Source organism: Ruegeria sp. HKCCA5763, assembly GCF_013034545.1.
Taxonomy (GTDB): Bacteria; Pseudomonadota; Alphaproteobacteria; order Rhodobacterales; family Rhodobacteraceae; genus Ruegeria.
The window spans coordinates 162,302-184,436 of record NZ_WQGF01000006.1 but is presented as its reverse complement, the minus strand read 5'-3'; the positions used below and the strand labels follow the sequence as shown (position 1 = coordinate 184,436).

The window sequence follows — 22,135 nt, the reverse complement described above, 5'->3', positions numbered from 1 at the left end:
CATGTCTGAACTCAACCTTACAGGTGTCGCCAAGTCTTATGGCCCTGTTGACGTTCTGAAGAACATCAATCTCGACATTGAGCAGGGCGAACTGGTCGTTTTTGTTGGTCCTTCCGGATGTGGCAAATCCACCTTGCTGCGGATGATAGCCGGTTTGGAAAAGATCACAGGCGGGACGCTGGAGATCGAAGGGCAGGTCATGAACGATGTTCCGCCCGCACAACGCGGCATCGCGATGGTGTTTCAAAGTTACGCCCTGTACCCCCATATGACAGTGCGCGAAAACATGGCGTTTGCCCTGAAAATTGCCAAGATGCCTGCGGGTGAAATAGATGCTGCGGTAGATCGAGCCGCCCAAATTCTGCAACTCGAACCCTTTCTTGACCGTTTACCCAAAGCTCTGTCCGGCGGTCAGCGCCAGCGGGTCGCCATCGGGCGCGCCATTGTGCGCGATCCAAAGGTGTATCTGTTTGATGAACCCTTGTCGAACCTTGACGCAGCCCTTCGGGTGGCAACACGGATCGAAATTGCGCGCCTGAAAGAGGCCATGCCCGACAGTACCATGATCTACGTGACCCATGACCAGGTCGAAGCGATGACATTGGCCAGCCGGATTGTGGTTTTGGCCAACAAGGGTATTGCGCAGGTGGGCACGCCGCTTGAACTGTATGAGACGCCCGATAACGAGTTTGTGGCCCAATTCATTGGCTCGCCGTCAATGAACCTATTACCCGGAACGATCACCGAAACGGGGGCGACAACGACTGTGGAGCTTGCGTCTGGCGGCACCGCCGTTTCCGCGATCCCAACCGAGGACAGCGATCTGGGCAAGCAGGTCAATATCGGTGTACGCCCCGAAGATTTTGTCGTGACTGACGATACCGCGATCATGACCGGAAAGGTGGATTTCACCGAGGCTTTGGGCGAGGTCACACTGTTGTACTTCGAAAAGACCACGGACGCTGAAGCGCCGATTGCCAAACTGCCAGGAGTTCAACGGAACATGCGCGGACAGACCGTTTCCGTGACCGCAGCCCCTGAAAAAGTACACTTGTTCCACAACAGCGTATCGATGCGAAAGTGAGAACGGCGGCTGATCAATGCGAAGCTTGACAACTCAACAGGTCGTATTCCACCATAATTGAAACGTTTCAATGGTGGGGAATGAGAGTTTCAGCCCAGCTTTATACAGTGCGGCAATGCGGTGATCTGACAGATCAGCTGCGTCTGGTTGCAGATTGCGGTTTTGAGGATATCGAAACCACGGGGCTGCATGAACTGAACCCGCAGCAGATGGCGGGTACCATTCATCAATCAGGTCTTAACGTTCGGTCTGCACATTTTGACTGGGAAGAGTTCGACACGCGTTTCGATGACATTGTCGAGGTCATGGACCTTTTGGAATGCCAGGTGGCCGTCATGCCTTGGCTGGCGCCCCAGACGCGGCCCGACACTGCCCGGGGATGGATGGCGGTGTCGGGTCAGTTGTCAGAATGGGCTGATCGACTAAGCGAGCACGGCATCCGTCTGGCCTATCACAATCACGACTTTGATCTGGTGGGGGCAAAGGGTGAAACGCCCCTGGATCAAGTCCTTTCGCAAGGGAATATCTACTGGCAGCCAGATATAGGTTGGTTGCAAGTTGCTGGCCTAGATGCCGCCGCAATGATCAAACGTCATGCGGACCGAATCCTGTCTATTCATGCAAAGGATGCGGATCCAGACTGTGGCACAGGTGACGAGCGTTGGCGCGATCTGGGGGAGGGCGTCGTGGATTGGGACGCTGTATTGAAGGCACTCGCAGACAGCAATTGTTCCGATTTGTTTGTCGAACATGACGAAACCTTAGATCACAGACGTACATTGAACACGGGACGGGGGTTCCTGACCGAACGTCTGATCGGGATTACCTGATGGCGCGGGCGACAATAAAATCAATTGCAAAGAAGACTGGCTATTCTGTCGGAACGGTTTCGAACGCCTTACGGGATGCGCCCTCGGTGAAACAAGAAACGCGGGATGAAATCCACAAGGCAGCGACCGCTCTGGGCTATCGGGTAAACCTTGATGGACTTAAGTTGCGGACCAATAAATCCTATCGGATTGCTGTTCTGGTCAGCGTTTCGGAAGATGCCGCTGAGGAATGGGAAGGCGTTGAATTCACACGGATTCTGGCTGGGATTTCCAAAGCGGTTCAGGGATCGCGCTATCAATTGAGTGTTTTCAGCACAAGCGGCGACGATACTGAACTGAAGACTCTGCGTTCGATCGTGCAAGAAGGGCTGGCCGATGGTGTGATTTTCTCGGGCACGCGAGTGAACGACCCGCGGATAGCGTATCTTCAGGCTGAGGCATTTCCCTTTGTCACTTACGGCATGAGTAGCAGCGACCTGCCGCATGCATATGTTGATCTCGACAGTGAGACTGCGGCGTTTGAAGCGACGGCCAGATTGATTGGCCTTGGCCATCGCCGGATCGCGTTGATTAACCCTCCGGATGACCTGGTCTATGCCTTGCAACGACGCCGGGGCTATGCCGATGCTCTGTCAGAGGGTGCGCTTGGCTTTGACCCTACGCTGATTGCGACCGGTCCAACAACAGCAGAGACCGGCCAAACGGCTTTTGCGGCACTCATGCAGTTACCCAAACCGCCAAGCGCCATCATTTGCGCCAACGAGGCGATGACCCTTGGGGCCTTGTCGGCGGCAGCAAAACAAGGGGTGAGGGTGGGGCAGGATGTTGTGGTCATTTCAAACGATGATCTGAAACTCAGCCAGTATTTCGTACCCCCGCCCAGCACCTATTATCTGCCCATTGGCGAGACCAGCCGCCTCTTGGGCGAGTTTATGCTGCAAGTCTTGGCCGGAGCCAACCCATCAGAGATTCAAAAAAAGATCAGGGCCCAATTGATCGAGCGGCAACCTGACACGCCACCGCCGGAACCGGCGATTTGACTTAGTCCAACAAAGGAGAAACCAAACATGTTCAAACATTTACTTGCAGCGGCGGCGCTTTCTGCGATGACAGCGCCTGCCGCCTTTGCCGCCGATCTGGAAGGCCGTGTGCTCAAGATCGGGACGGACGCGACATATCCACCGATGGAAACCGTGGATGAAACAACTGGCGAGATTGTCGGTTTTGACGTCGACGTCATGAATGCCATTTGCGAGCGCGTGAATTGCGTTCCGAATTTCGTCAACACGGCTTGGGACGGGATCTTCGCGGCACTTCAGCAGGGTGAGTTCGATCTGGTGATCTCGGGCGTTTCGATCACACCGGAACGGGAAGAGACCATGGATTTCTCCGAACCTTACATCGTTGTCAGCCAGGCCATTCTTCTTCAGGTCGACAATGCGGATATGACGCTGGAAGATTTCAAGGCAGGAGGCCAGAAGCTTGCGGCACAGACCGGTACGACCAACGCGCAACTCGCGGAAGAGTTGGTGGGCCGCGAGAATGTGAGTCTGTATGACAATTTTTCGGCCGCAATTCTGGCGCTTCAAAACGCCGACGTACAGGGGGTCATCATCGACGGCACCTCGGCGTCGGCCTATGAGCAGGAGTTTGCAGGCGAGTTGACCGTTGGGATCACTGGCCTGCAATCCGACCCGCTGGGCATCGTCTTTCAGGAAGGCGACCCAACCGTTGATGCCATCAACACGGGACTGGCCGCGATTCAGGACGACGGCACCTTGGACAAGCTGAAAGCCAAATACTGGGGAACAAACTGAACTCTGAATACCTTACGGCCCCGGCGGAATTTTTCGCCGGGGTTTTGACCTAGCGGAGAACCCCATGTCGCGTCTCAGCTCGATCCGCCCGAGCAACCTTGTGTTGCTCGCAGCAGCGCCATTCATCATTTACCTGTTTGCTTCCTCGTCCAAATATTTGCGATCTCTGGTCGCGATCCTAGGGATCGGCAACAACGCGGGGCCGATTTTTGTTGGGTTCTTGCTGATCCTGACCGCGGCGATCCTGGGCTATCTCTGCGCCCGCCATTCCCGGTTCCATTCGCAAGCCCCGGCCTGGTTGCGCGTGGCGGCATTGGCTGCATTTCCTGCGGCGGTTGGCCTGTCGATGCTTGCCTTTGTCGCACCTCAGATCCTGATGCCATTCGCCGAGTCGGTCTTCTTTCATGCGCTGAGTGAAAACACATCGGCACTTATCGACCGAACCAACCAGACCTGGGTGCTTTTCCCTGTGGTTGTGGCGCAAGTGCAGACTGGTTTGCAGGTCTTGCTGGCAATCTATGCGGTGATCATCGCGCTGTGCGTGTTATCCACCCGTCTGAACAACCCGTTGCGCGGCTATTCTCAACTTGGGTTTGAAATCCTGACCGGGGCCACCTTGTTCTATTTGATGTTCATGGCGCATTGGCAGTTTGCAACTGGCGTTGCCATTACATTCCGCGCGGCGATCTTTGCCTATATTTTTGCAGCGATCCTGGGGCTGATCTGGGTGGGGCTGCAATCGTTCAAACCCAAAGCGCGTACTACGATGGTTTACGGCGCAATCAGCTTGGCTCTGCTAGGAGTTTCCTCGTTTTTCTTCATGCAACCACAAGTGAATTACGTCCTTGTCGGGAGCACCGAAGCCCGCATTGCGATTGTGCGCGGCACACCACAGGCACAGGCCGATATCATCCGGTTTGGTGAATTCGAAGGCGGTGGAGAGCAGCAATACCGCATCCGCAGTGCAACAGACGCCGCAGCGGCCCTGGAGCAAATCGAAACCGTTGAAAGTGTCTCTGGCGCGTTTGTCCCCGTTCAGGCACACACGCAGGGCTATCCGGTGCTTTGGCAAACCAGCTTTTTGCCCGACAAGTACCGCAACCCGGCGCTGGCTTTTGCTGTCTTTGGCTTTTTGTTATTGACGCTGACCATTGGTGGCGCACAGCACAAACTCCACCCGCTAGCCGTTGGCGCAGAGTTCTTTGTGGATACGATCCGGGGCATCCCGATGCTGGTGATCATCCTTTACATCGGCCTGCCTCTGGCGGGTGCAGTCAAGGATGCCACAGGCGGCGGCATCGACATGACCAATATGACCCGCGGCATCATCGCCATTTCGGTCGGCTATTCAGCCTATATGGCCGAGATCTTTCGATCCGGGATCGAGGCCATACCCAAAGGGCAGTTGGAGGCAGGCAGCTCCTTGGGCTTGTCTCGATGGCAGACTGCTCGGCTCATCGTCTTACCGCAGGCATTGCGGATCGTGACCCCACCCTTGGGCAACGAATTCATAGCAATGATCAAGGACACCTCGCTGCTGTCGATCCTGTCTGTTCGTGACATGACCCAAAGGATGCGAGAGTTTCAGGCGGCAAGTTTCCTGCCTTTCGCCCCCTTCAATACGGCAGCAATTCTTTACGTCGTGATCACATTGGGTTGCGCCAGCTTCCTGAAATGGATCGAACGTCGTACCGCAAAGGATAGCAGATGAGCAAGCTTGAGCTGGGGGTTTGCTACTACCCTGAACAATGGGATCGGTCGCAATGGCAAGAGGATGCCAAGCGTATGGTCGAGATGGGGTTGGATTGGGTGCGTATTGCCGAATTCACCTGGGGCCTGATCGAACCTGCACGCGGGCAATTTCGCTGGGGTTGGCTGGACGAGGTCATTGGAATTCTGGGTCAGGCCGGGCTGAAGGTCATGATGTCGACCCCAACGGCGGCCCCGCCAAAATGGCTGATCGACGCGCATCCTGAAATCCTACCCGTCGGACCGGACGGACGAGTCAGGGGATACGGATCGCGTCGGCATTATTGCTTTTCCTCCGAGATTTATCTGGCCGAGGCAAAACGGATCGCAACCGAATACGCCAGCAGATATGGAAAGAACCCTCATGTCCACGCCTGGCAGATCGACAACGAATACAACGACCACGACACGGTACTCAGCTATTCAATGGCTGCGCGCAGCGGGTTTCAACGCTGGCTTCAGAAGCGATACGAAACAATCGACGCCCTAAACCAAACATGGGGAACCGTGTTCTGGGGATCGCTCTATTCCGGATTTGACCAGATTGAGCTGCCCAACGGTCTGGTCGCAGCCCCGAATCCAACACATGCATTGGATTTCATGCGTTATTCTTCGGACAGGGTACGTCTGTTCAACAAAGCACAGGTCGACATTCTGCGGGAACATTCTCCGGGCCGAGACATCACCCACAACTTTATGGCAGGCAGTTTCGAGTTTGACCATCACGCCGTTGCGGCCGATTTGGATGTGGTTGGCTTTGACAGTTACCCGCTGGGCAACCTGATGGGTTCGACCCTCTCCGACGATGAAAAGCGTCGCTATCTGCGGACAGGTGCGCCGGATTATCAAGGCTTTCACTGCGATTTATACCGCAGTCAGGGACGTGGGCGTATGTGGGTTTTGGAACAACAGCCGGGTCCGGTGGACTGGGCGGCTAAAAACCCTTCTCCAGCGGAGGGCATGGTACGGCTTTGGACCTGGGCAGCTTATGCGCATGGTGCGCAAGCAGTTATGTTCTTTCGTTGGCGACAAGCAAAATTCGCGCAGGAACAATATCATACGGCGTTGCTGCGCTCGGATAACAGCCCAGATCAAGCGGCGGTTGAATTGGCACAGATCGTAAAGGATCGCGAAACTCTACCATCTGCGACGCGTTCAAAGGCCAATGTGGCGATACTTTTGGATTACAGCTCAATCTGGGCTGCGGATATCCTGCCGCATGATGACGAGTTCCCAAACAGTCACATTATCCGTGAATGGTATGCCAGCCTTCGTCAATTAGGGGCAGACGTCGATTTCCTAGGCCCTGAAGATGATCTGGACGGCTATGCACTGATCCTATTGCCGCAGAGCATGATCGTCAGCGCAGACCTTGCTGCCAAGCTTTCAGATTCGGACGCGAAACTCGTGATTGGAGCCAGGTCAGGCAGCAAAACACCCCAGATGCACACACCTGCGAACCTTGCCCCTGGCACATTAACAGAGTTGACCGGCGTTCATGTCACACGCGTCGAGTCACTTCCCCTCCTGGCACAAGAACATGTGCAACTGATCAACGGCCCTCGGCACGCTTTCGTAGGTTGGCGCGAGATCGTCGAGACCAACGAAAGTGTCTTAGCGCGCTTTGAAAGCGCCTATTGCGACGGAAGCCCTGCGGTCGTGCAGTCAAACCGGGCAATATATATGGCGATGCTTCCACGTGGTGCGCTTTTGCAATCCATTTTACATCAGGCTTTGGAGTGGGCTGGCCTGAGCACACTGAACTGTGATCCCGATATTCGCATTGCCCGGCGCGGTACGTTGCATTTCGCGTTTAACTTTGGTGACACTCCCAAACCCTTGCCAGCCGGTGATCATCGTAGATTGTTGATAGGAACCGACCCGGTGGATGTCCGGGACATGACCGTTTGGCAAGAAGATGTACCCCTTAAAAAATCAATCTGAACGCGTTCCATCAGGAGGCTGGGCTAATGAATTTTCAAAACTGTCACTTTTTCACTGCCGAATTGACACAGAAAATCCTATAAACAAAAAATAAAAACAAACAGTTCATCAATGGGAGAAAACACATGGCTGACAAATTGACTCTTTCCAGACGCAAGGTGCTAAAGGGCGCGGGTGCAGCTGCTTTGGCAGCGCCGCTTTACAGCAAAAGCGCGCTGGCGTCGTCGGGCGAGATTAATATTCTGATGTGGTCGGATTATCTTCCGCCCAGCTTCATCGAAGAGTTTGAGACTCTGACCGGCATCAAGGTGAACTACACCGGCATCGGTTCGAACGAAGAAATCATCAACAAGATGAAGGCCACCAAAGGTCAGGGCTTTGACATTGTCTCGCCCACCAACAACCGGTCGTTGCAATGGGAGCCGCTGGAGCTTCTTCAGCCCTTTGATATGAACAAGGTTCCGATTGACTTGGTGAACCCAGCCATGGCCAAGATCGGCACAGACGCTTGGAACTTTGGTGGATCAGGGGCGCATTGGCTGCCGCATATCTGGGGCACCGAAGGCATTGCCTACCGCACCGACCTGTGGCTGCCGGAAGGTGACGCACCGTCTTATGGCGACGTTTGGTCCGAAGAAAACGCCGGAAAAACTATGGGCCGTGCGCATTCGATGATGTTGGGCGCGGGTCTTTACATGGAGCGTTCGGGCGAGATGGAGCCGGGCTCGGTCTGGGCGGCGTATGGTGACGAAGAAACCATGCGCAAGGTTTGGGGCCAGATCACCGACTGGTGCGTTGCGCGCAAAGATCGCATCAAGCTGATCTGGAATGACGCTGACACACAGAAAAATGGTCTGTTGAACGAAGGCGTGATTGTCGGTCAAACTTGGGATGGCCCGCCGCTGGCGTTGAAGTCTGCAGGTGAACCAGTGCACTACCAAGCGCCGGTCGAAGGCGCGATGGCCTGGGTTGACGGCATGTCAATTCCAACAGGTGCCGCGAATATCGACCAGATCTATGCGTTCATTGATTTCGCCTATCAGGCCAAGCCTGCCGGTGTTGCCATCGACAGCCACGGTTACAACTCGCCGGTTCTTGGAGCTGATCAATATTCGGGCGACACTTACAAAAAGAACTTCGCCGAAGCCTATCCGGGCGACTCGTTGGCCAACCTTAACCCGTGGCCGGCCGAAGCACCTTGGTATGCAGAAACACGGACCGAGTTCGTCAACAAATTCAAGAGCGCTTAAACGCATTGAAAACATGCCCTCCGCCTTGCGCGGGGGGCTACACTCTGTGCGCCGTCCCGGCGTAACGGACAGTAATGTGGTGTGAAGACAATGTGCACCCCAGGGAGATACCAAAAATGAGTGCAGGGGTCGGCGTCGATCTTGAAAAGCTGTGGATCCGTTTCGGTGACTTCGTTGCCGTGCGGGACGCGAATGTGAACATCAACGGGGGCGATTTCTTTTCGTTCCTCGGGCCGTCTGGCTGTGGAAAAACAACGATCCTGCGCGCCGTTTCAGGTTTCCTGGAGCCAAGCGAGGGCAAGGTATTGATTGGCGGCAATGACATGCGCGGCATCGGACCAAACAAGCGGCCCACGGCGCTGATTTTCCAGAACCTGGCGTTGTTTCCGTTGATGAAAGTTTGGGAAAACATCACCTTCTCGATGGAGATTAAAGGGGCCAGCGCCGCTGAACGCCGCAAGCGTGCAGATGAGCTTCTGGACATGATCGCTTTGCCCGGGCAGGGCGACAAACTGCCCAGCGAACTGTCAGGCGGGCAACGTCAGCGTGTGGCCATCGCCCGCGCGCTTTGCGCAGAGCCGGATGTGTTACTGCTGGACGAGCCTCTGTCAGCGCTGGATCTGAAACTGCGCCAACACATGCGCACAGAGCTGCGCGAAATCCAGCAGCGCGTGGGTATCACCTTTATCTACATCACTCACGATCAAGGTGAGGCGCTGACCATGTCCGACAACATCGCCGTTATGCGCGCGGGTGTGATTGATCAGATTGCCGACGGCAAGACCATCTACAACGATCCCAACACGGCGTTTGCGGCTTCATTCGTCGGCGAAAACAATGTGTTCCGGGGTAAAGTTAAACAAGTCATGGGCAATGAGGCTCTGATCGCGACTAACCGCTCAGGCGATCTGGTAGCGAGGATTTCGACGGCCAATCAAGGCAAGATGAAAGAAGGCGACGATGCCATGATGTTCGTGCGCCCCGAGGCATTTGCCATCGCCCCCGATGGCGCGTCGGGCGACCATTTCGTCACCGCGCGTGTCAACCACGAAGAGTTCGAGGGCAACGTCTTTAACATCTTCACCGAAGGCGAGGGCGGAAAAGAGATCAAAGTATCGATCCCCAACCACGGGCAATCCTTCGAAGATCACACCGGACAGAACATCACGTTGGAATATGAGACGCACAACGCCGTCGTCGTTCCTGCGGGTGAACTGGCCGCGGAATAAGGGGAACAGTTCATGCCCCAGTTTCTAAAGGATTTCTTCAATCGCAATGGCACCGGCATGGGGTTGGCGATTTTGGGCCTGGTCCTGTTCTGGACCATTGGGCTGATCATCTTGCCGCAGTTGTCGATGCTGGACTTTTCATTCCGTCCGAACCTGCCGCCGCCAGAGATTGGCGGGCCCAAGGACGTCTATACGCTGGAGAACTACAAGTACTTGATCTACGGCCCCGAGGGCGGCAGTCAGGACTACAACACAGTCGACCTGAGAGTGTTTTTCCGAACCCTTGTGGCGGCTGTCTGTGTGACGATCTTCAATCTGATCATCTGCTATCCAATCGCCTACTACCTGGGACAATCCGAAGGTAGCCATATCCGCATCTTTGCGATCATGCTTATCATTCCCTATTGGATCAACGAGATCCTGCGCGCCTTCGCGCTGCGCATTATCTTCGGTGAAACCGGCGTTCTGAATACGTTGTTCATGGGCATGGGGATCTGGGATACACCGTTTGACTTCATCCGCAACGATATCGCGCTCTATGCGGGTTTGGGCTATGCCTATATCCTGCTGATGATCTTCCCGATGTATAACGTCATTGAAAGTCTGGATAAAAACCAGATCGAAGCCGCTCGGGACCTGGGTGCGCCATGGTGGCGGATTCACTGGCGCGTGGTTATTCCTTACGCCAAGCCGGGCATCAGTTCGGGCTGTACTATGGTGTTCATGTTAAGCGCTGGTGCGCTGGCCGCTCCGCAGATTTTGGGAGGACCGTCGAGCCTGTGGTTCACGCAGCTGATCTACCAGCAGTTTAACGACAACAATGACTGGCCACAGGGGGCGGCTTACGCCATCGTGCTACTGGTGACCTGTATCCTGTTCGTGTTGGCGGTGATGCGCCTGTTCAAGGTGAACATGGGGGATATCGGGAAATGAACAATTCCTTCCTCCGCATAAGCATCTGGGTCTATCTGGCGATCTTCTTCCTGTATCTGCTGGGACCGCTTGTGATCATGTCGATCACCGCGTTCAACTCGTCCGGTTTTCCTCGGATGAGCCCGTGGGAATGCCTGACCTTCCAGTGGTTTGGTGAGCTGTTTCAGGATCAGCGTATCCTGAACGGTATCAAAAACTCGTTGATCATCGGGCTTGGAACGGTTGTTCTGTCCGTGGCGATGGGCCTGGCAGGCGCGCTGATGCTGACTCAGATCTGGCCCAAGTTGCGTGCGACCTATTACACGATCATCATCGCACCGATCCTGATCCCGGGCGTGGTTCTGGGTATCTCGACACTGGTGTTCTGGGATCGGATCAACCGTATGCTCGGACTGGGGGCAGACAGCTTCTTGTCAAATGGCATTTTTCTGACGGTGATCGGCCAATCCACCTTTATCGCCAGCTACTGCATGCTGGTGCTGGTGGCACGTTTGCAGCGCTACGACGTAGCTCTGACCGAAGCGGCCCTGGACCTTGGCGCCAGCCATGCACAGGCTTTCCGCAAGATCTTGCTGCCGTTCATGCGCCCGGCGATTGCCTCGGCGGCGGTGTTGGCATTCCTTGCTTCGTTCGAGAACTACAACACCACCACCTTTACGTTTGGTGAATACCCGACGCTGACAATCGAGCTGGCCCAGAAGGTCCGGTATGGCATCACACCCGCGATTTCTGCGCTGGCATTTATCATCGTGGCCTTGACCGTGTTCTTTGCCTTACTGAACGAAGCCAAGCTCAAGCGTCAGGAACTGGTCGCGGCGGCACGCAAGAACGCAACGGTTGAGGAACTGGCCGGCAAAATCAAACTGCCCAGCTTCTTTGCCGGAAACGCAGCGGCGGTTCTGGTGGTTGTGTTTGCGATTGCAACGATCACGGTTGTCGGCACTGCAACGGCCTACGACCCCGGTCAGTGCATTGCCAACGTGCGCGAGCAGAAACAGCTGGAGGCCGAACAACGCATTCAGGAACTGCGCAAGCAGCGTGAAGAGCGCCGTAAGCAACGCGAAGCCGAAGAAGCCGAACAGGGTGAGGCGCAATCCACGCCCAAGCCATCAAACAACAGTGGCTTTGGAAACGTGTTTGCCCCCAACTCTCTGGGCGGAGACGAAAGCGAAAGCAACGATGGTTCGTCCGAGGCCGACCCGGCCCCATCGAACAACAGCGGGTTCGGAAACGTCTTCGACCCCAACAGCCTGCAAAACGACTAGCGTCGCAGGTTGATAGCCAAGGCATCCGCCCGGATCAGGATCAGCCCTGTCCGGGCGGATTGCGTTTCAGGATGGCGACATCGCAGCCTTGAACAGTTTGACCCTTCCAGATCACCGGGCTTGCATTGTAGTTGATCAGGAACACATGATCAGCTGTCTCGCGCATCCGCAAGCCTTGTGGCATGGCTTGCACGATCAATCCTGTTTGCTTTGCCGCCATCGCAATGACCCGATCCCAAAGCTGTTCATCAGGAAATCCCGCCAGATACCAAAGCCCGTTTTCCCCCTTGAGCGCGGCTGCCCCATCTTCGAAGTTCAGCAAATCGGTGGCTGAACCCGACAGTCGATCAACCCAATGAAGGGCTGCGCCACCGCCATTAACAGGTCGCTCAACCGTCGGAGGAAGCGTTTCGACCAGATCGACGTCACAGTCCAATGCGCTCAATCCGGGGCGGCCATTCTCGGGAATTTGGAAATCACGGGTAATGGCTCCGCTTCGGGGGCCAAGGATGGCGAGGTTACACGCCGATTTCAGACGGCGCTCCAAATCCTGATCAAGTGTCGCCAGCCCCGGTGCAAGGATCAGATCGTACTGTCCTGAGAGGTCATGGGTAGATACAAAATCCACCGACAACCCTGCGCGTCGCAGCGCGCGATACGCCGCAAAGACCAGTCGGAAGTAATCAAACCCGGCCCCCTGCGGCTGAATGGACCATGCCCAGTCCGACGCATATTCGAACAAAATAGCCACTTTGGCTTGCGACTGCCGGACGTCACCCAGTTCCGACAGTGTATCCGCGGTTTGACGCGCTTCAGTCAATGCAGGTGCAGGACGGTTGTTTGACGTCAACAAGCCTGCGTGCATCTGCTCTTGCGCGAAGGGGGCTTGTCGCCAACGAAAATAGCTCACCACTTCAGCGCCATGAGCAACGGCCTCCAGAGACCACAGCCGTACCATTCCGGGAAGGGGCGCTGGGTTATAAGGTGCCCAATTCACAGGACCGGGTTGCTGTTCCATCACCCACCAACGTCCGCGCCCGACGGCCCGGTACAGGTCGTGATGAAACGCCTGCATATCCGGGTCGCCTTGTTGCAGAAAGGCGATCTTTTGCGCATCGTCATCTTCCAGCCGATCCGACAAAAATCCAATTGGATAACTGTCCCAGGTGGCAATATCCAAATCTGCGCCGACCTCGAAGTGATCGAAATCCAGAACCCGGCCCATGTAATTGTGCAGCAGTGGCGCGTCGGTCAGCTGCCGCAAAACCTCAACCTGAGCTTTGTTGAAAGCCACAACCTGATCTGAGCTGAACCGTCGGAACGCCAACACATGAGCCGGGTTCGGTTCGGTTACGGTTTGATTGGGTAGGTCAATCTCGTCAAAACTGGCATATTCCATTGACCAGAACACATTGCCCCATGCTGTATTCAGCGCTTCGACGGTGCCATATTGAACTGCCAACCACTGTTGGAAGGCGCGGAGGGCAGGGGCACTGTAGCTGACCGTTGTGTCATGACACCCGTATTCGTTGTCGATCTGCCATGCTGCCACCTGCGGATTACGACCATACCGTTCGCCCATGATGCGGGCGATGCGTGAACATTCGTCGATATAGCCTTGGTGACTAAAGCAATAATGTCGCCGCGACCCAAACTTGCGCGGGGCCCCGAGTTCATCCACTGCAAGCATATCCGGGTGTTTGTCGATCATCCAGCGGGGCGGTGTCGCCGTTGGCGTACCCAGCACAACCTTCAACCCGGCGGACCCAAGTGTTTCGATCGCACGGTCCAGCCAATCGAGTTGCAGATTACCCGGCTGAGGTTCCATACGGCTCCAGGCAAACTCACCGATCCGAACCCAGGTCAGACCGGTGGTGATCATGCGCGCTGCGTCCTCCGCCCACATCGCCTCGGGCCAGTGTTCGGGATAGTAGCAAACGCCAAGTTCCGGCTTCATAAAATGACCCTGTGTTCTGCCTGACCCCGCCCGACATTTAGCGCGGCAAAGGTCTTTCCGTTGTTTGGTTGCGCTTCGATTTCGTCGGCACTTAACCCCTGACGCGCTGTTGTGCAGAAAAGGGTGCTCAGATCACTGCCGCCAAAGGCCGGGCAGGATGTATGCGCCGCGTCGTAAGAAACGGCACGCAGGAATTGTCCCTCAGATGTATAACAGGCAACCCGGCTCGCACCCCATTGGGCAATCCAGATGTTTCCAGCTGCATCAACCACAGCGCCGTCGGGGTTCAACCCTTCCGCCCGAAGATCCAGAAAGACCGAATGATCCCCTTCAGGCCACCCGGTTTCCGCGTCCAGCTTCCAACGCCGAACCTGCCCTGTCACGGTATCGCAAAAATAGGCAACCGACCGATCCGGAGCAAAACAGATCGCGTTTGAGATTGTCACATCCGCAACCAGACGCCTCAACGCGCCTTTCCAGAACCGATAGATCGATCCGGCTGCTGGTTCCGCATGCTTTCCCATCGTTCCGATCCAGAAGCCACCCCAAGGGTCGGCCCGACCGTCGTTAGAGCGGGTGACTGAGTTATCTGCCTCCAACGGTGTGATCAGGCTGCAGTCCGCAGCGGTCAAGTCAAAACGCCAAAGCCCGGTTTCCGACGCCAGCAGCAGCGTATCGTGATCCACCCATCCTGCAGCAGAGACATATTCTTCAAATGCCCAGCTCTGCGGCCCTTGTGCGCTACGGGTCATCAGGCGTTTGCCGATGATGTCGAACCAATACAACTGTTGCCGTTCGGGATGCCACAAAGGCCCTTCACCCAATTCACAGGGGCGATCATCGAAAACAGTGCTCATCCCACCGCCTTGTCATAGGCGGCAACGATCTGGCGGGCGCGGTCTGATATCTCGGTCACGTCCATGCCAGGTTTATATAGCGCCGATCCGATCCCGAACCCATCTGCCCCGGCCTTGATCCACTGATCAAAATTCTCAGGGCCCGCACCACCCACGGCAAACACCAGCGCACCGTCAGGCAAAACCGGGCGCAAAGCTGCCAGTCCGGCAGGTCCTGCCATCACACCGGGAAACAGCTTTAGCCCTGTGGCGCCGGCCTTTAGTGCCCCGAACGCTTCGGTTGGGGTATAAACACCCGGCCAGCTTTGCATCCCCAAAGCGACCGTGCGCCCAATGACCTCGGCATCATAGTTTGGCGATACGATCAGTTTACCCCCGGCATCCGAAACAGCATTGACCTGATCGATGGTTAAAACCGTGCCTGCTCCGATCAGTGCCTGATGCCCGAATACCCTGGCAAGAATAGCGATACTATTTAACGGGTCGGGTGAGTTGAGCGGCACTTCGATACGGTCGATTCCCGCGTCAAGTATCACGCGCCCAACGGCTTCGGCGTCGGACGGATTAAGCCCACGAAGAATGGCGATGATGGGACGGCTCATGAATTCACCTTGTCTTTTGCCAGAGCAAGCCCTGCCAGTGTCGCCGCAGTGGCATTTTCAGTTTCGACAAACGCACCTTGTTGCTTCAGCGCAGTTGCATAAATCTGCGAAACACCGTCGGCACCAATCACGGCCAACTGTTGTCCCAACCAATAGGGTCGGGTGGCGGCCAGCTCGGCACCGATCAGCAACCCCGAAAGCTGCGCCCGAGCGGTGCCTTTGTCCTGACCGTGTAGCAGATCTGCTGCGCGCAGACCGAATAGGCGTGCAGCCAGTTGTTCGGGCTTGGACAGGGTATCTGCAACGGCGTCCACAAATGCGTTATCATCCCAACCTTCGCAAACCGAGTGTCGCAGCACCGATTGCCCAGACAACAGATCGAACATCTCTCCCGTCATGAATGTCCGAAAGCTGACAACTTCGCCCGCGCTGACCTGAACCCACTTTGTATGCGTTCCGGGCAAACAGATCACCCCATCCCAATTCTGCCGCGCGGCAAGAAATCCTGCGATCTGCGTTTCTTCGCCACGCATAACGTCCGGCGGTGCCATCTGTTTCAGACCGGGCACGACAAAGGCACAGATGCGTGGATCGGTGTCGGGAACGCGGATTGGCGCGTCGGGCAGTGGTTGGCTTGGAACTGCGCCATAAGGTGCCTCGACCCAGCCCTGCCGCGCACCAACCATACCGCACGCGATTACGTCCACCGGGGTATCCGCCAGCCATGTTTCAACAAGCGCAAGCAACGCCGCCTGAAACCCATCCTTGCCAACTCGGGCCATTCCTGCGTCAGACCGTGCCTGATCCAGCACGGTGCGCCCCTGCATGGCCCACGCGCGCAGATGGGATGTACCCCAATCAACAGCGATCCATTCAGTATTCATCACGTCACCCCGTAACCACAACGCCACCGTCAACGACCACGCATTGGCCGGTCATCGCGCGGCTGGCCTTAGACGCCAGAAACAGGGTGGGCGCAATCATGTCTTCAGGTGTCAGATGCTCTTTCAGGCATTGCCGGTCCAGATGTGCAGCCAAATCTTCGGGCGTGGCCCACATGTCCAGCTGTTTCTGCGTCAGAACCCAGCCGGGCGCCAGGGCGTTGACCCGGATGTTCTGTGGCCCAAGCTCGCGCGCCAAAGAGCGTGTCATGCCCGTGATCCCGGCGTTTGACGTCGTGTAGATCGGATAGCCCGCGTTGCCCATCATATAGCTGATTGAACTGAAATTGATGATCGCACCCCCGTCTTTCATCTGCCGGGCGGCTTCCTGACAGGCGAAGTAATAGGCTTTCAAGTTGACCTCGATCATCCAGTCCCAGAACTCTGGCGTTGTTTCGTCCAAGGCGTGCCGCTGATCGTTGGCCGCGTTATTGACCAGTACATGCAAAGGCCCATGTACGTCGGCGGCCTTGCGCATGGTTGCGTGCAGCAATTCGGTATCGGTCATGTCACCCTGCATGAAAAGCGGCGCGCGGCCATGCTTGTCGCGCATCTCGTCAACAAACCCGCTGGCGTCCGAGCGACCGATGAACGCAACGTTGGCCCCCTGAGCCATAAAACCATCTGTCAGCGCCGCGCCGACGCCCGAGCCTCCGCCCGTGATATAGACAGACGCCCCTTTCAGGTCATGAAATGTTGCTAGTTGGGGCATCAGTGGCTCTCTCTGGTTACAAGGCGAGTGTCTTTGCCCACAAGGAAATCAAGATCAGCGCCCTGATCTGCCTGAAGCACGTGGTCGATGTAAAGTTTCGCGTAACCACGGGAGTAATACGGCTCATCCGGCTGCCACGCGGCGCGACGGGCGTCCAGTTCCGCTTCATCAACCAGTAATTCCATCTCACCCTTGCTGGCCGAGATACGAATGCGGTCACCGGTTTTCACCAGTGCCAGTGTACCACCGGCTTGCGCTTCGGGGCTGACATGCAGAATGACAGTGCCATAAGCGGTACCGGACATGCGCGCGTCTGAGATGCGGATCATGTCACGCACGCCCTCTTTCACCAGCTTGGCCGGGATCGGCATGTTGCCAACCTCGGGCATGCCGGGATATCCCTTGGGGCCGCAGCCTTTCAGGACCAGAATAGTATCAGGTGTGACCAGCAGATCATCTCGGTCGATATTGGCTTTCAGGTCTTCGATGTTTTCAAAAACGTAAGCCTCGGACTCGGTTTCCAGAAATTCATCCGTCGCCGCCGATGGTTTCACGATCGCCCCGTTGGGCGCCAAGTTGCCTCGCAAGACGCGCAGACCGGCGGCAGGTTTCACCGGATCGTTGAAAGGGCGGATGACGTCCGTATTGAAGCACTCGGCCCCTTCATAATGGGCTGAAATGTCCTTGTTCAACACGGTTTTTGCCTGGCGAAGGAAGGGTTTAAGCTCGTTCAGCACGACGGGAACCCCGCCTGCGTAGCAGAAGTCCTCCATCAGGTATTTGCCCGAAGGCATACAGTTCACCAGTAGAGGAATCTCAGACCCAATCTCAAAGTCCTTGAGCGTTAGATCAACTCCTACACGGCCTGCCAGAGCCAACAGGTGGACCACAGCATTGGTTGACCCACCCACAGCAGCATTCGCCAAAATGGCGTTCTCGAACGCTTCCTTGGTCAGGATGTCCGAGGGCTTCAGGTCTTCGCCCACCATCTCGACGATCCGTTTGCCGGTCAGATGTGCCAGCGCCATACGGCGGGCATCCACTGCGGGCAGGGCAGCATTGGTAGGCAGGGACATACCCATCGCCTCAACCAGCGAGGCCATGGTGCTGGCAGTCCCCATGGTCATACAAACCCCCGCGCTGCGAGACATGCCGGATTCGGCGTTCATGAAATCCTGCAGCGTCATTTCCCCAGCGCGGACAGCCTCGGAGAATTTCCAAACGTCGGTGCCCGAACCGATATCCTGCCCGCGATATTTGCCGTTCAGCATCGGGCCGGAGCTGACCACGATTGACGGCAAATCGACCGAGGCTGCGCCCATCAGCTGCCCGGGCGTTGTCTTGTCACACCCGCCCAGCAGGACAACGCCATCAATTCCGTATGCGCGGATGCTTTCTTCGACATCCATCGCCAGCAGATTGCGGAACAGCATGGCGGTCGGCTTCATCTGTGTTTCGCCCAGTGACATGACGGGGAATTCGACCGGAAAGCCACCTGCCTCCCACACACCGCGTTTGACGCCTTCGGCCAGATCGCGCAGGCCCGAGTTACAAGGCGTCAGTTCGGACCATGTGTTGCAGATGCCGATGATAGGGCGCCCATCAAAAGCGTGGTCAGGAAACCCTTGGTTCTTCATCCACGAACGATGGATGAACCCGTCCTTGTCGAGTTTTCCATACCAATGTGATGAGCGGCGCTTTTTTGTCATTTTTTGTTAGCCTTCTAGTCTCGCGGTCAGGCGGCTTTGGCGGGTTTGCACCAATCCGGCAACCAGTCTGCATGTGCGTCCAGTAGATCGCTCACCAGGCTGCGGATTTGACGAAGGTCCAATTCGGCAGCGGTGTGTGGATCCATCATCGCGGCGTGATAGATGTATTCGGGGTTCTGATCGACCAATGCGCGGACCGTCAGTTCCTGCACATTGATTTGGCTGCGCATCAACGCGATCAATTGGGGCGGGATGTCCGTGACAACCGAAGGCTGGACACCATTACTGTCAACCAGGCAAGGCGTTTCGACAGCGGCACCCAGTGGAAGTTGGGGAATTTGACCGGTGTTGGGCAAGTTGCCGTAGGCTGTATAGGGCGTATCCGTGACGATGGCGTTCATCAGGTCGGCCGCGAATTCGTGGCTTCGAATGACTTCAATGTCGCGGCCGTCGGTCAACGTCTTGGCCTGTTCTTTCCAGTTAGCGACCTGTTCGACACAACGGGTTGGGTACTCGTCCAGCGGGATCGAAAACTGTTCGATCAGATCCTGGCGTCCGTCCTTGATGAACCACGGGACGTATTCCGCCAGATGTTCCGAGCTTTCAGTGCAGAAATAGCCCAGGTGGTCCATTACTTCGTAACGCACTTTGTTGGGGCAGCGCGGCATCAGCAGGGGTGGTTTTGGGATTTGGCCATTGGCATACCCCTGCCTCAAAGCGGGGTAGAGATCGCTGTTTTGATGTTCAAGTTTCAGGAAGAAGGCCACATGATTGACGCCCGCAACCTTGTAGTGGATGTCCTCTTTGCGCAGGTCCAGATCATGAGCTAGTTCCTCGACCGTGTTCTGAACCGAATGGCACAAACCAACATGTTTTAGGCTGGGGAATTGCTCGGCCAAGGCCCAGGTGTTGATCGCCATCGGGTTTACGTATTGTAGCAGTGTTGCGTTGGGACAGAGCTGCATCATGTCCCGTGCTACGTCCCATAACACAGGAACCGTGCGCAGCCCGCGCATGATGCCACCGACGCCCAGCGTGTCGGCAATGGTCTGGCGCAGGCCATATTGCTTGGGGATTTCGAAATCGGTGACAGTGCAGGGCTCATACCCCCCGACCTGAAAGGCGGTAATGACAAAATCTGCGCCATCCAACGCAGCGCGGCGGTCAGTATGGGTTGTAACCGTCGCCCCTGTACCGACCGACTGGATCATAGCGCGAGCTACAGCTTCGCTTTCGGCAAGCCGCTCGGGGTCTATGTCCATCAGTGCAAATTGGCTGTTGGCCAATGCAGGGGTCAGCAGGGCGTCACCTACGATGTTCTGCATGAAGATCGTGGAACCAGCCCCGATAAAGGTGATCTTTGTCATCTTACAAACTCTTGGTTTGACGTTATTTTACGGCACCGAGGGTCAGGCCCGCGATAAAGTGTTTCTGCATCAAGAAGAACATGGCAACCGGCGGTAAAGCTGCAACGATCGAGCCTGCACTCATTAACTGATAGGCTGCCCTGAACTGCGCGTTAAAGCTGGTGATTCCTGCGGTGACAGGCTGGCTTTCAGCGCCTTGGGTCAGCACGACGGCCCAAAAATAGTCGTTCCAGATAAAGGTAAAAATCAGCACGCTAAGCGCTGCAATTGCCGGTTTCATCAATGGCAGCACGACGTACCAGAATATTCGCCATTCGCTAATGCCTTCCACCCGAGCAGCTTCGATCAACTCGAAGGGCAGGGCGCGAATGAAGTTCCGCATGAACAGGGTGCAGAACCCGGTCTGGAACGCGATGTGGAACAGGACAAGGCCGGTTTTTGTGTTGTAGAGACCAAGTTCAAGGGTGAGGTCGCGTACGGGTACCATCAGAATCTGGAAGGGTACGAAGTTGCCCGCGACAAACATGAAAAAGATCCAGAGGTTCGATTTGAACTTGTAGATCCCCAACGCGAACCCGGTCATGCAGCTAAGCGCGACGGCTCCGATCACAGTTGGGATGGTGATCATGAACGAGTTCAACAGATAGCGCGGCATGTCCGAGTTGAAGAATACCTGCCCATAGTTGAACGCACCTTCAAAGCTTGATGGCAATCCCCAGTAATTGGCGTTTGTGAAATCCGCGGCGGGCTTGACCGAAAACAGGGCAACCGCCAGCAGTGGACCCAGCCATAGCAACAAGGCCAGCGGCAGCATGGCCTGATAGGTGATCTGCGCCGCTCGGGGTTGTTTTTCGATGGGTTTGGGAAACATCTCAGTGCCCCTTTTCTTCGCGGTACATCGACCACAGGAAGTAGGCGATGAAGCAGAGCATGATGAGGAACAGGATCACTGCGATTGCAGCGCCATATCCCATGCGGAAGCCGTATTCGGACAGGGCAACCTCGAACATGTAGTAGGCCAGCACCCTAGATGATCCGAAGGGTCCGCCTTGGGTCATGATCGAGATCAGGTCGAAGCTGCGCAAAGCGCCGATGATTGTAACAACAAATGCGATGAAGGTGGCGGGGCGTAGTTGTGGCAGGATGATGTGCCACAGCATTCTCCACCCTTTTGCACCGTCCAATCGCCCGGCCTCAATCTGTTCCGGATCCACAGCGTTCAAGCCCGTCAGATACAGTATCATGCAATATGCGGTTTGCGGCCAAAGACCGGCGAAGATGATGCCATAGGTGACGAACCGTTCGTCGCCCAGCACATTCAGCGGGCCAAGGCCTAAGAAACCAAGGAATTCGTTCAAGAGCCCGAAGGTCGGGTCATAAAACCACGTAAATACAAGGCCCACGACCACCTGAGAGATTACGAACGGGAAGAAGAACAGGGATTTGTACAGGCGGATGCCCCAAACCGTCTGGTTCAGGAATAATGCGATGAACAGGCCCGCCGGAATCGCCAGAAGATAAAGGATCAGCCAGATCAGGTTGTTTTTCAACGAGATGAAAAAAGCATCCCGATCCACCCATTCCCAATACAGGTCTTCGTAATTCCGGAACCCGACATATTCGGCTGCGCCCAAACCGTCCCATTCGTAAAGGGACAGGTTGAAGGATTGGAATACCGGGATGATCACATAGACCATGAAGAACAGCAGACCCGGCGCCAGGAACAACCACGGCGCAATTCGCTGCTGGTTGCGGTGAAACCAGCTTTCTTGTTCTGGGATGTCGGCGGCAACGGTCATGACGGTGTTCCGGGTGATAAGGGGTGGCGGGCTGAAGTCCGTCCTACATTTCAGGGGATAGGTAGGCCGGGCAATTAGCCCGGCCCGATC

19 protein-coding genes are annotated in these 22,135 nt (G+C 56.0%); 10 read left to right on the top strand and 9 right to left on the bottom strand.

The features are described 5' to 3' along the window. Nucleotide 1 precedes the first annotated feature (1 nt). The 10 genes from GOV89_RS12330 (at nucleotide 2) to GOV89_RS12285 (ending at nucleotide 12,101) form a co-directional block, all read left to right on the top strand. Nucleotides 2-1,084, top strand: coding sequence for an ABC transporter ATP-binding protein (locus tag GOV89_RS12330; protein WP_171176957.1), 1,083 nt, complete (start codon nucleotides 2-4; stop codon nucleotides 1,082-1,084). A gap of 80 nt (nucleotides 1,085-1,164) precedes the next feature. Beyond that, the gene (locus tag GOV89_RS12325) at nucleotides 1,165-1,914 is read left to right on the top strand and encodes a sugar phosphate isomerase/epimerase (protein WP_171176959.1); all 750 of its coding nucleotides are present in this window, start codon (nucleotides 1,165-1,167) and stop codon (nucleotides 1,912-1,914) included. Next, the gene (locus tag GOV89_RS12320) at nucleotides 1,914-2,954 is read left to right on the top strand and encodes a LacI family DNA-binding transcriptional regulator (protein ID WP_171176961.1); all 1,041 of its coding nucleotides are present in this window, start codon (nucleotides 1,914-1,916) and stop codon (nucleotides 2,952-2,954) included. The genes GOV89_RS12325 and GOV89_RS12320 overlap by 1 nt, the downstream gene beginning before the upstream one ends. A 27-nt stretch (nucleotides 2,955-2,981) precedes the next feature. After that, nucleotides 2,982-3,731: a basic amino acid ABC transporter substrate-binding protein gene (locus GOV89_RS12315; protein WP_171176963.1), complete on the top strand. Its 750-nt coding sequence runs from the start codon at nucleotides 2,982-2,984 to the stop codon at nucleotides 3,729-3,731. A 64-nt stretch (nucleotides 3,732-3,795) separates the two neighbouring features. Continuing rightward, the gene (locus GOV89_RS12310; RefSeq protein ID WP_171176965.1) at nucleotides 3,796-5,442 is read left to right on the top strand and encodes an amino acid ABC transporter permease; all 1,647 of its coding nucleotides are present in this window, start codon (nucleotides 3,796-3,798) and stop codon (nucleotides 5,440-5,442) included. Beyond that, a complete protein-coding gene (locus GOV89_RS12305; RefSeq protein WP_171176967.1) occupies nucleotides 5,439-7,424 on the top strand; it encodes a beta-galactosidase in 1,986 nt (661 codons plus the stop codon). The genes GOV89_RS12310 and GOV89_RS12305 overlap by 4 nt, the downstream gene beginning before the upstream one ends. 125 nt (nucleotides 7,425-7,549) lie before the next feature. Beyond that, nucleotides 7,550-8,674, top strand: a complete 1,125-nt coding sequence (locus tag GOV89_RS12300) for an extracellular solute-binding protein (protein ID WP_171176969.1) — start codon at nucleotides 7,550-7,552, stop codon at nucleotides 8,672-8,674. Nucleotides 8,675-8,790: 116 nt separating this feature from the next. Continuing rightward, nucleotides 8,791-9,903, top strand: a complete 1,113-nt coding sequence (locus tag GOV89_RS12295) for an ABC transporter ATP-binding protein (protein ID WP_171176972.1) — start codon at nucleotides 8,791-8,793, stop codon at nucleotides 9,901-9,903. A gap of 12 nt (nucleotides 9,904-9,915) precedes the next feature. After that, entirely contained in the window at nucleotides 9,916-10,836 is a 921-nt protein-coding gene (locus GOV89_RS12290) for an ABC transporter permease (protein ID WP_171176974.1), read from the top strand. Beyond that, nucleotides 10,833-12,101, top strand: a complete 1,269-nt coding sequence (locus GOV89_RS12285; protein ID WP_171176976.1) for an ABC transporter permease — start codon at nucleotides 10,833-10,835, stop codon at nucleotides 12,099-12,101. The genes GOV89_RS12290 and GOV89_RS12285 overlap by 4 nt, the downstream gene beginning before the upstream one ends. A gap of 40 nt (nucleotides 12,102-12,141) precedes the next feature. Here the strand turns inward: GOV89_RS12285 and GOV89_RS12280 are convergent, their stop codons facing one another. The 9 genes from GOV89_RS12280 to GOV89_RS12240 are packed head-to-tail and all read right to left on the bottom strand — an operon-like array spanning nucleotide 12,142 to nucleotide 22,045. Further along, complete coding sequence (locus tag GOV89_RS12280; protein WP_171238306.1) at nucleotides 12,142-14,058, bottom strand: beta-galactosidase; 1,917 nt, start codon at nucleotides 14,056-14,058, stop codon at nucleotides 12,142-12,144. Further along, nucleotides 14,055-14,915 carry an SMP-30/gluconolactonase/LRE family protein gene (locus GOV89_RS12275; RefSeq protein ID WP_171238305.1) on the bottom strand — a complete coding sequence of 287 codons (861 nt, stop codon included), beginning with the start codon at nucleotides 14,913-14,915 and terminating at the stop codon, nucleotides 14,055-14,057. Before GOV89_RS12275 ends, GOV89_RS12280 begins: the two co-directional genes overlap by 4 nt. Beyond that, nucleotides 14,912-15,517, bottom strand: coding sequence for a 2-dehydro-3-deoxy-6-phosphogalactonate aldolase (locus tag GOV89_RS12270; RefSeq protein WP_171176982.1), 606 nt, complete (start codon nucleotides 15,515-15,517; stop codon nucleotides 14,912-14,914). Before GOV89_RS12270 ends, GOV89_RS12275 begins: the two co-directional genes overlap by 4 nt. Next, nucleotides 15,514-16,401, bottom strand: coding sequence for a 2-dehydro-3-deoxygalactonokinase (locus GOV89_RS12265; protein ID WP_171176984.1), 888 nt, complete (start codon nucleotides 16,399-16,401; stop codon nucleotides 15,514-15,516). Before GOV89_RS12265 ends, GOV89_RS12270 begins: the two co-directional genes overlap by 4 nt. A gap of 4 nt (nucleotides 16,402-16,405) precedes the next feature. Next, the gene (locus tag GOV89_RS12260; protein ID WP_171176986.1) at nucleotides 16,406-17,170 is read right to left on the bottom strand and encodes an SDR family NAD(P)-dependent oxidoreductase; all 765 of its coding nucleotides are present in this window, start codon (nucleotides 17,168-17,170) and stop codon (nucleotides 16,406-16,408) included. Then, the gene (locus GOV89_RS12255; RefSeq protein WP_171176988.1) at nucleotides 17,170-18,879 is read right to left on the bottom strand and encodes an IlvD/Edd family dehydratase; all 1,710 of its coding nucleotides are present in this window, start codon (nucleotides 18,877-18,879) and stop codon (nucleotides 17,170-17,172) included. Before GOV89_RS12255 ends, GOV89_RS12260 begins: the two co-directional genes overlap by 1 nt. A 26-nt stretch (nucleotides 18,880-18,905) precedes the next feature. Next, a complete protein-coding gene (locus tag GOV89_RS12250; RefSeq protein WP_171176990.1) occupies nucleotides 18,906-20,246 on the bottom strand; it encodes an alpha-glucosidase/alpha-galactosidase in 1,341 nt (446 codons plus the stop codon). Between the two features lie 22 nt (nucleotides 20,247-20,268). Continuing rightward, the gene (locus GOV89_RS12245; protein WP_171176992.1) at nucleotides 20,269-21,117 is read right to left on the bottom strand and encodes a carbohydrate ABC transporter permease; all 849 of its coding nucleotides are present in this window, start codon (nucleotides 21,115-21,117) and stop codon (nucleotides 20,269-20,271) included. A 1-nt stretch (nucleotide 21,118) separates the two neighbouring features. Continuing rightward, nucleotides 21,119-22,045 carry a carbohydrate ABC transporter permease gene (locus GOV89_RS12240; RefSeq protein WP_171176994.1) on the bottom strand — a complete coding sequence of 309 codons (927 nt, stop codon included), beginning with the start codon at nucleotides 22,043-22,045 and terminating at the stop codon, nucleotides 21,119-21,121. Nucleotides 22,046-22,135: the final 90 nt, after the last annotated feature.

Coding starts and splice junctions, on each gene's coding strand:
- GOV89_RS12330 (WP_171176957.1), top strand. CDS start 2: ATGTCTGAACTCAACCTTACAGGTGTCGCCAAGTCTTATGGCCCTGTT.
- GOV89_RS12325 (WP_171176959.1), top strand. CDS start 1,165: ATGAGAGTTTCAGCCCAGCTTTATACAGTGCGGCAATGCGGTGATCTG.
- GOV89_RS12320 (WP_171176961.1), top strand. CDS start 1,914: ATGGCGCGGGCGACAATAAAATCAATTGCAAAGAAGACTGGCTATTCT.
- GOV89_RS12315 (WP_171176963.1), top strand. CDS start 2,982: ATGTTCAAACATTTACTTGCAGCGGCGGCGCTTTCTGCGATGACAGCG.
- GOV89_RS12310 (WP_171176965.1), top strand. CDS start 3,796: ATGTCGCGTCTCAGCTCGATCCGCCCGAGCAACCTTGTGTTGCTCGCA.
- GOV89_RS12305 (WP_171176967.1), top strand. CDS start 5,439: ATGAGCAAGCTTGAGCTGGGGGTTTGCTACTACCCTGAACAATGGGAT.
- GOV89_RS12300 (WP_171176969.1), top strand. CDS start 7,550: ATGGCTGACAAATTGACTCTTTCCAGACGCAAGGTGCTAAAGGGCGCG.
- GOV89_RS12295 (WP_171176972.1), top strand. CDS start 8,791: ATGAGTGCAGGGGTCGGCGTCGATCTTGAAAAGCTGTGGATCCGTTTC.
- GOV89_RS12290 (WP_171176974.1), top strand. CDS start 9,916: ATGCCCCAGTTTCTAAAGGATTTCTTCAATCGCAATGGCACCGGCATG.
- GOV89_RS12285 (WP_171176976.1), top strand. CDS start 10,833: ATGAACAATTCCTTCCTCCGCATAAGCATCTGGGTCTATCTGGCGATC.
- GOV89_RS12280 (WP_171238306.1), bottom strand. CDS start 14,058: ATGAAGCCGGAACTTGGCGTTTGCTACTATCCCGAACACTGGCCCGAG.
- GOV89_RS12275 (WP_171238305.1), bottom strand. CDS start 14,915: ATGAGCACTGTTTTCGATGATCGCCCCTGTGAATTGGGTGAAGGGCCT.
- GOV89_RS12270 (WP_171176982.1), bottom strand. CDS start 15,517: ATGAGCCGTCCCATCATCGCCATTCTTCGTGGGCTTAATCCGTCCGAC.
- GOV89_RS12265 (WP_171176984.1), bottom strand. CDS start 16,401: ATGAATACTGAATGGATCGCTGTTGATTGGGGTACATCCCATCTGCGC.
- GOV89_RS12260 (WP_171176986.1), bottom strand. CDS start 17,170: ATGCCCCAACTAGCAACATTTCATGACCTGAAAGGGGCGTCTGTCTAT.
- GOV89_RS12255 (WP_171176988.1), bottom strand. CDS start 18,879: ATGACAAAAAAGCGCCGCTCATCACATTGGTATGGAAAACTCGACAAG.
- GOV89_RS12250 (WP_171176990.1), bottom strand. CDS start 20,246: ATGACAAAGATCACCTTTATCGGGGCTGGTTCCACGATCTTCATGCAG.
- GOV89_RS12245 (WP_171176992.1), bottom strand. CDS start 21,117: ATGTTTCCCAAACCCATCGAAAAACAACCCCGAGCGGCGCAGATCACC.
- GOV89_RS12240 (WP_171176994.1), bottom strand. CDS start 22,045: ATGACCGTTGCCGCCGACATCCCAGAACAAGAAAGCTGGTTTCACCGC.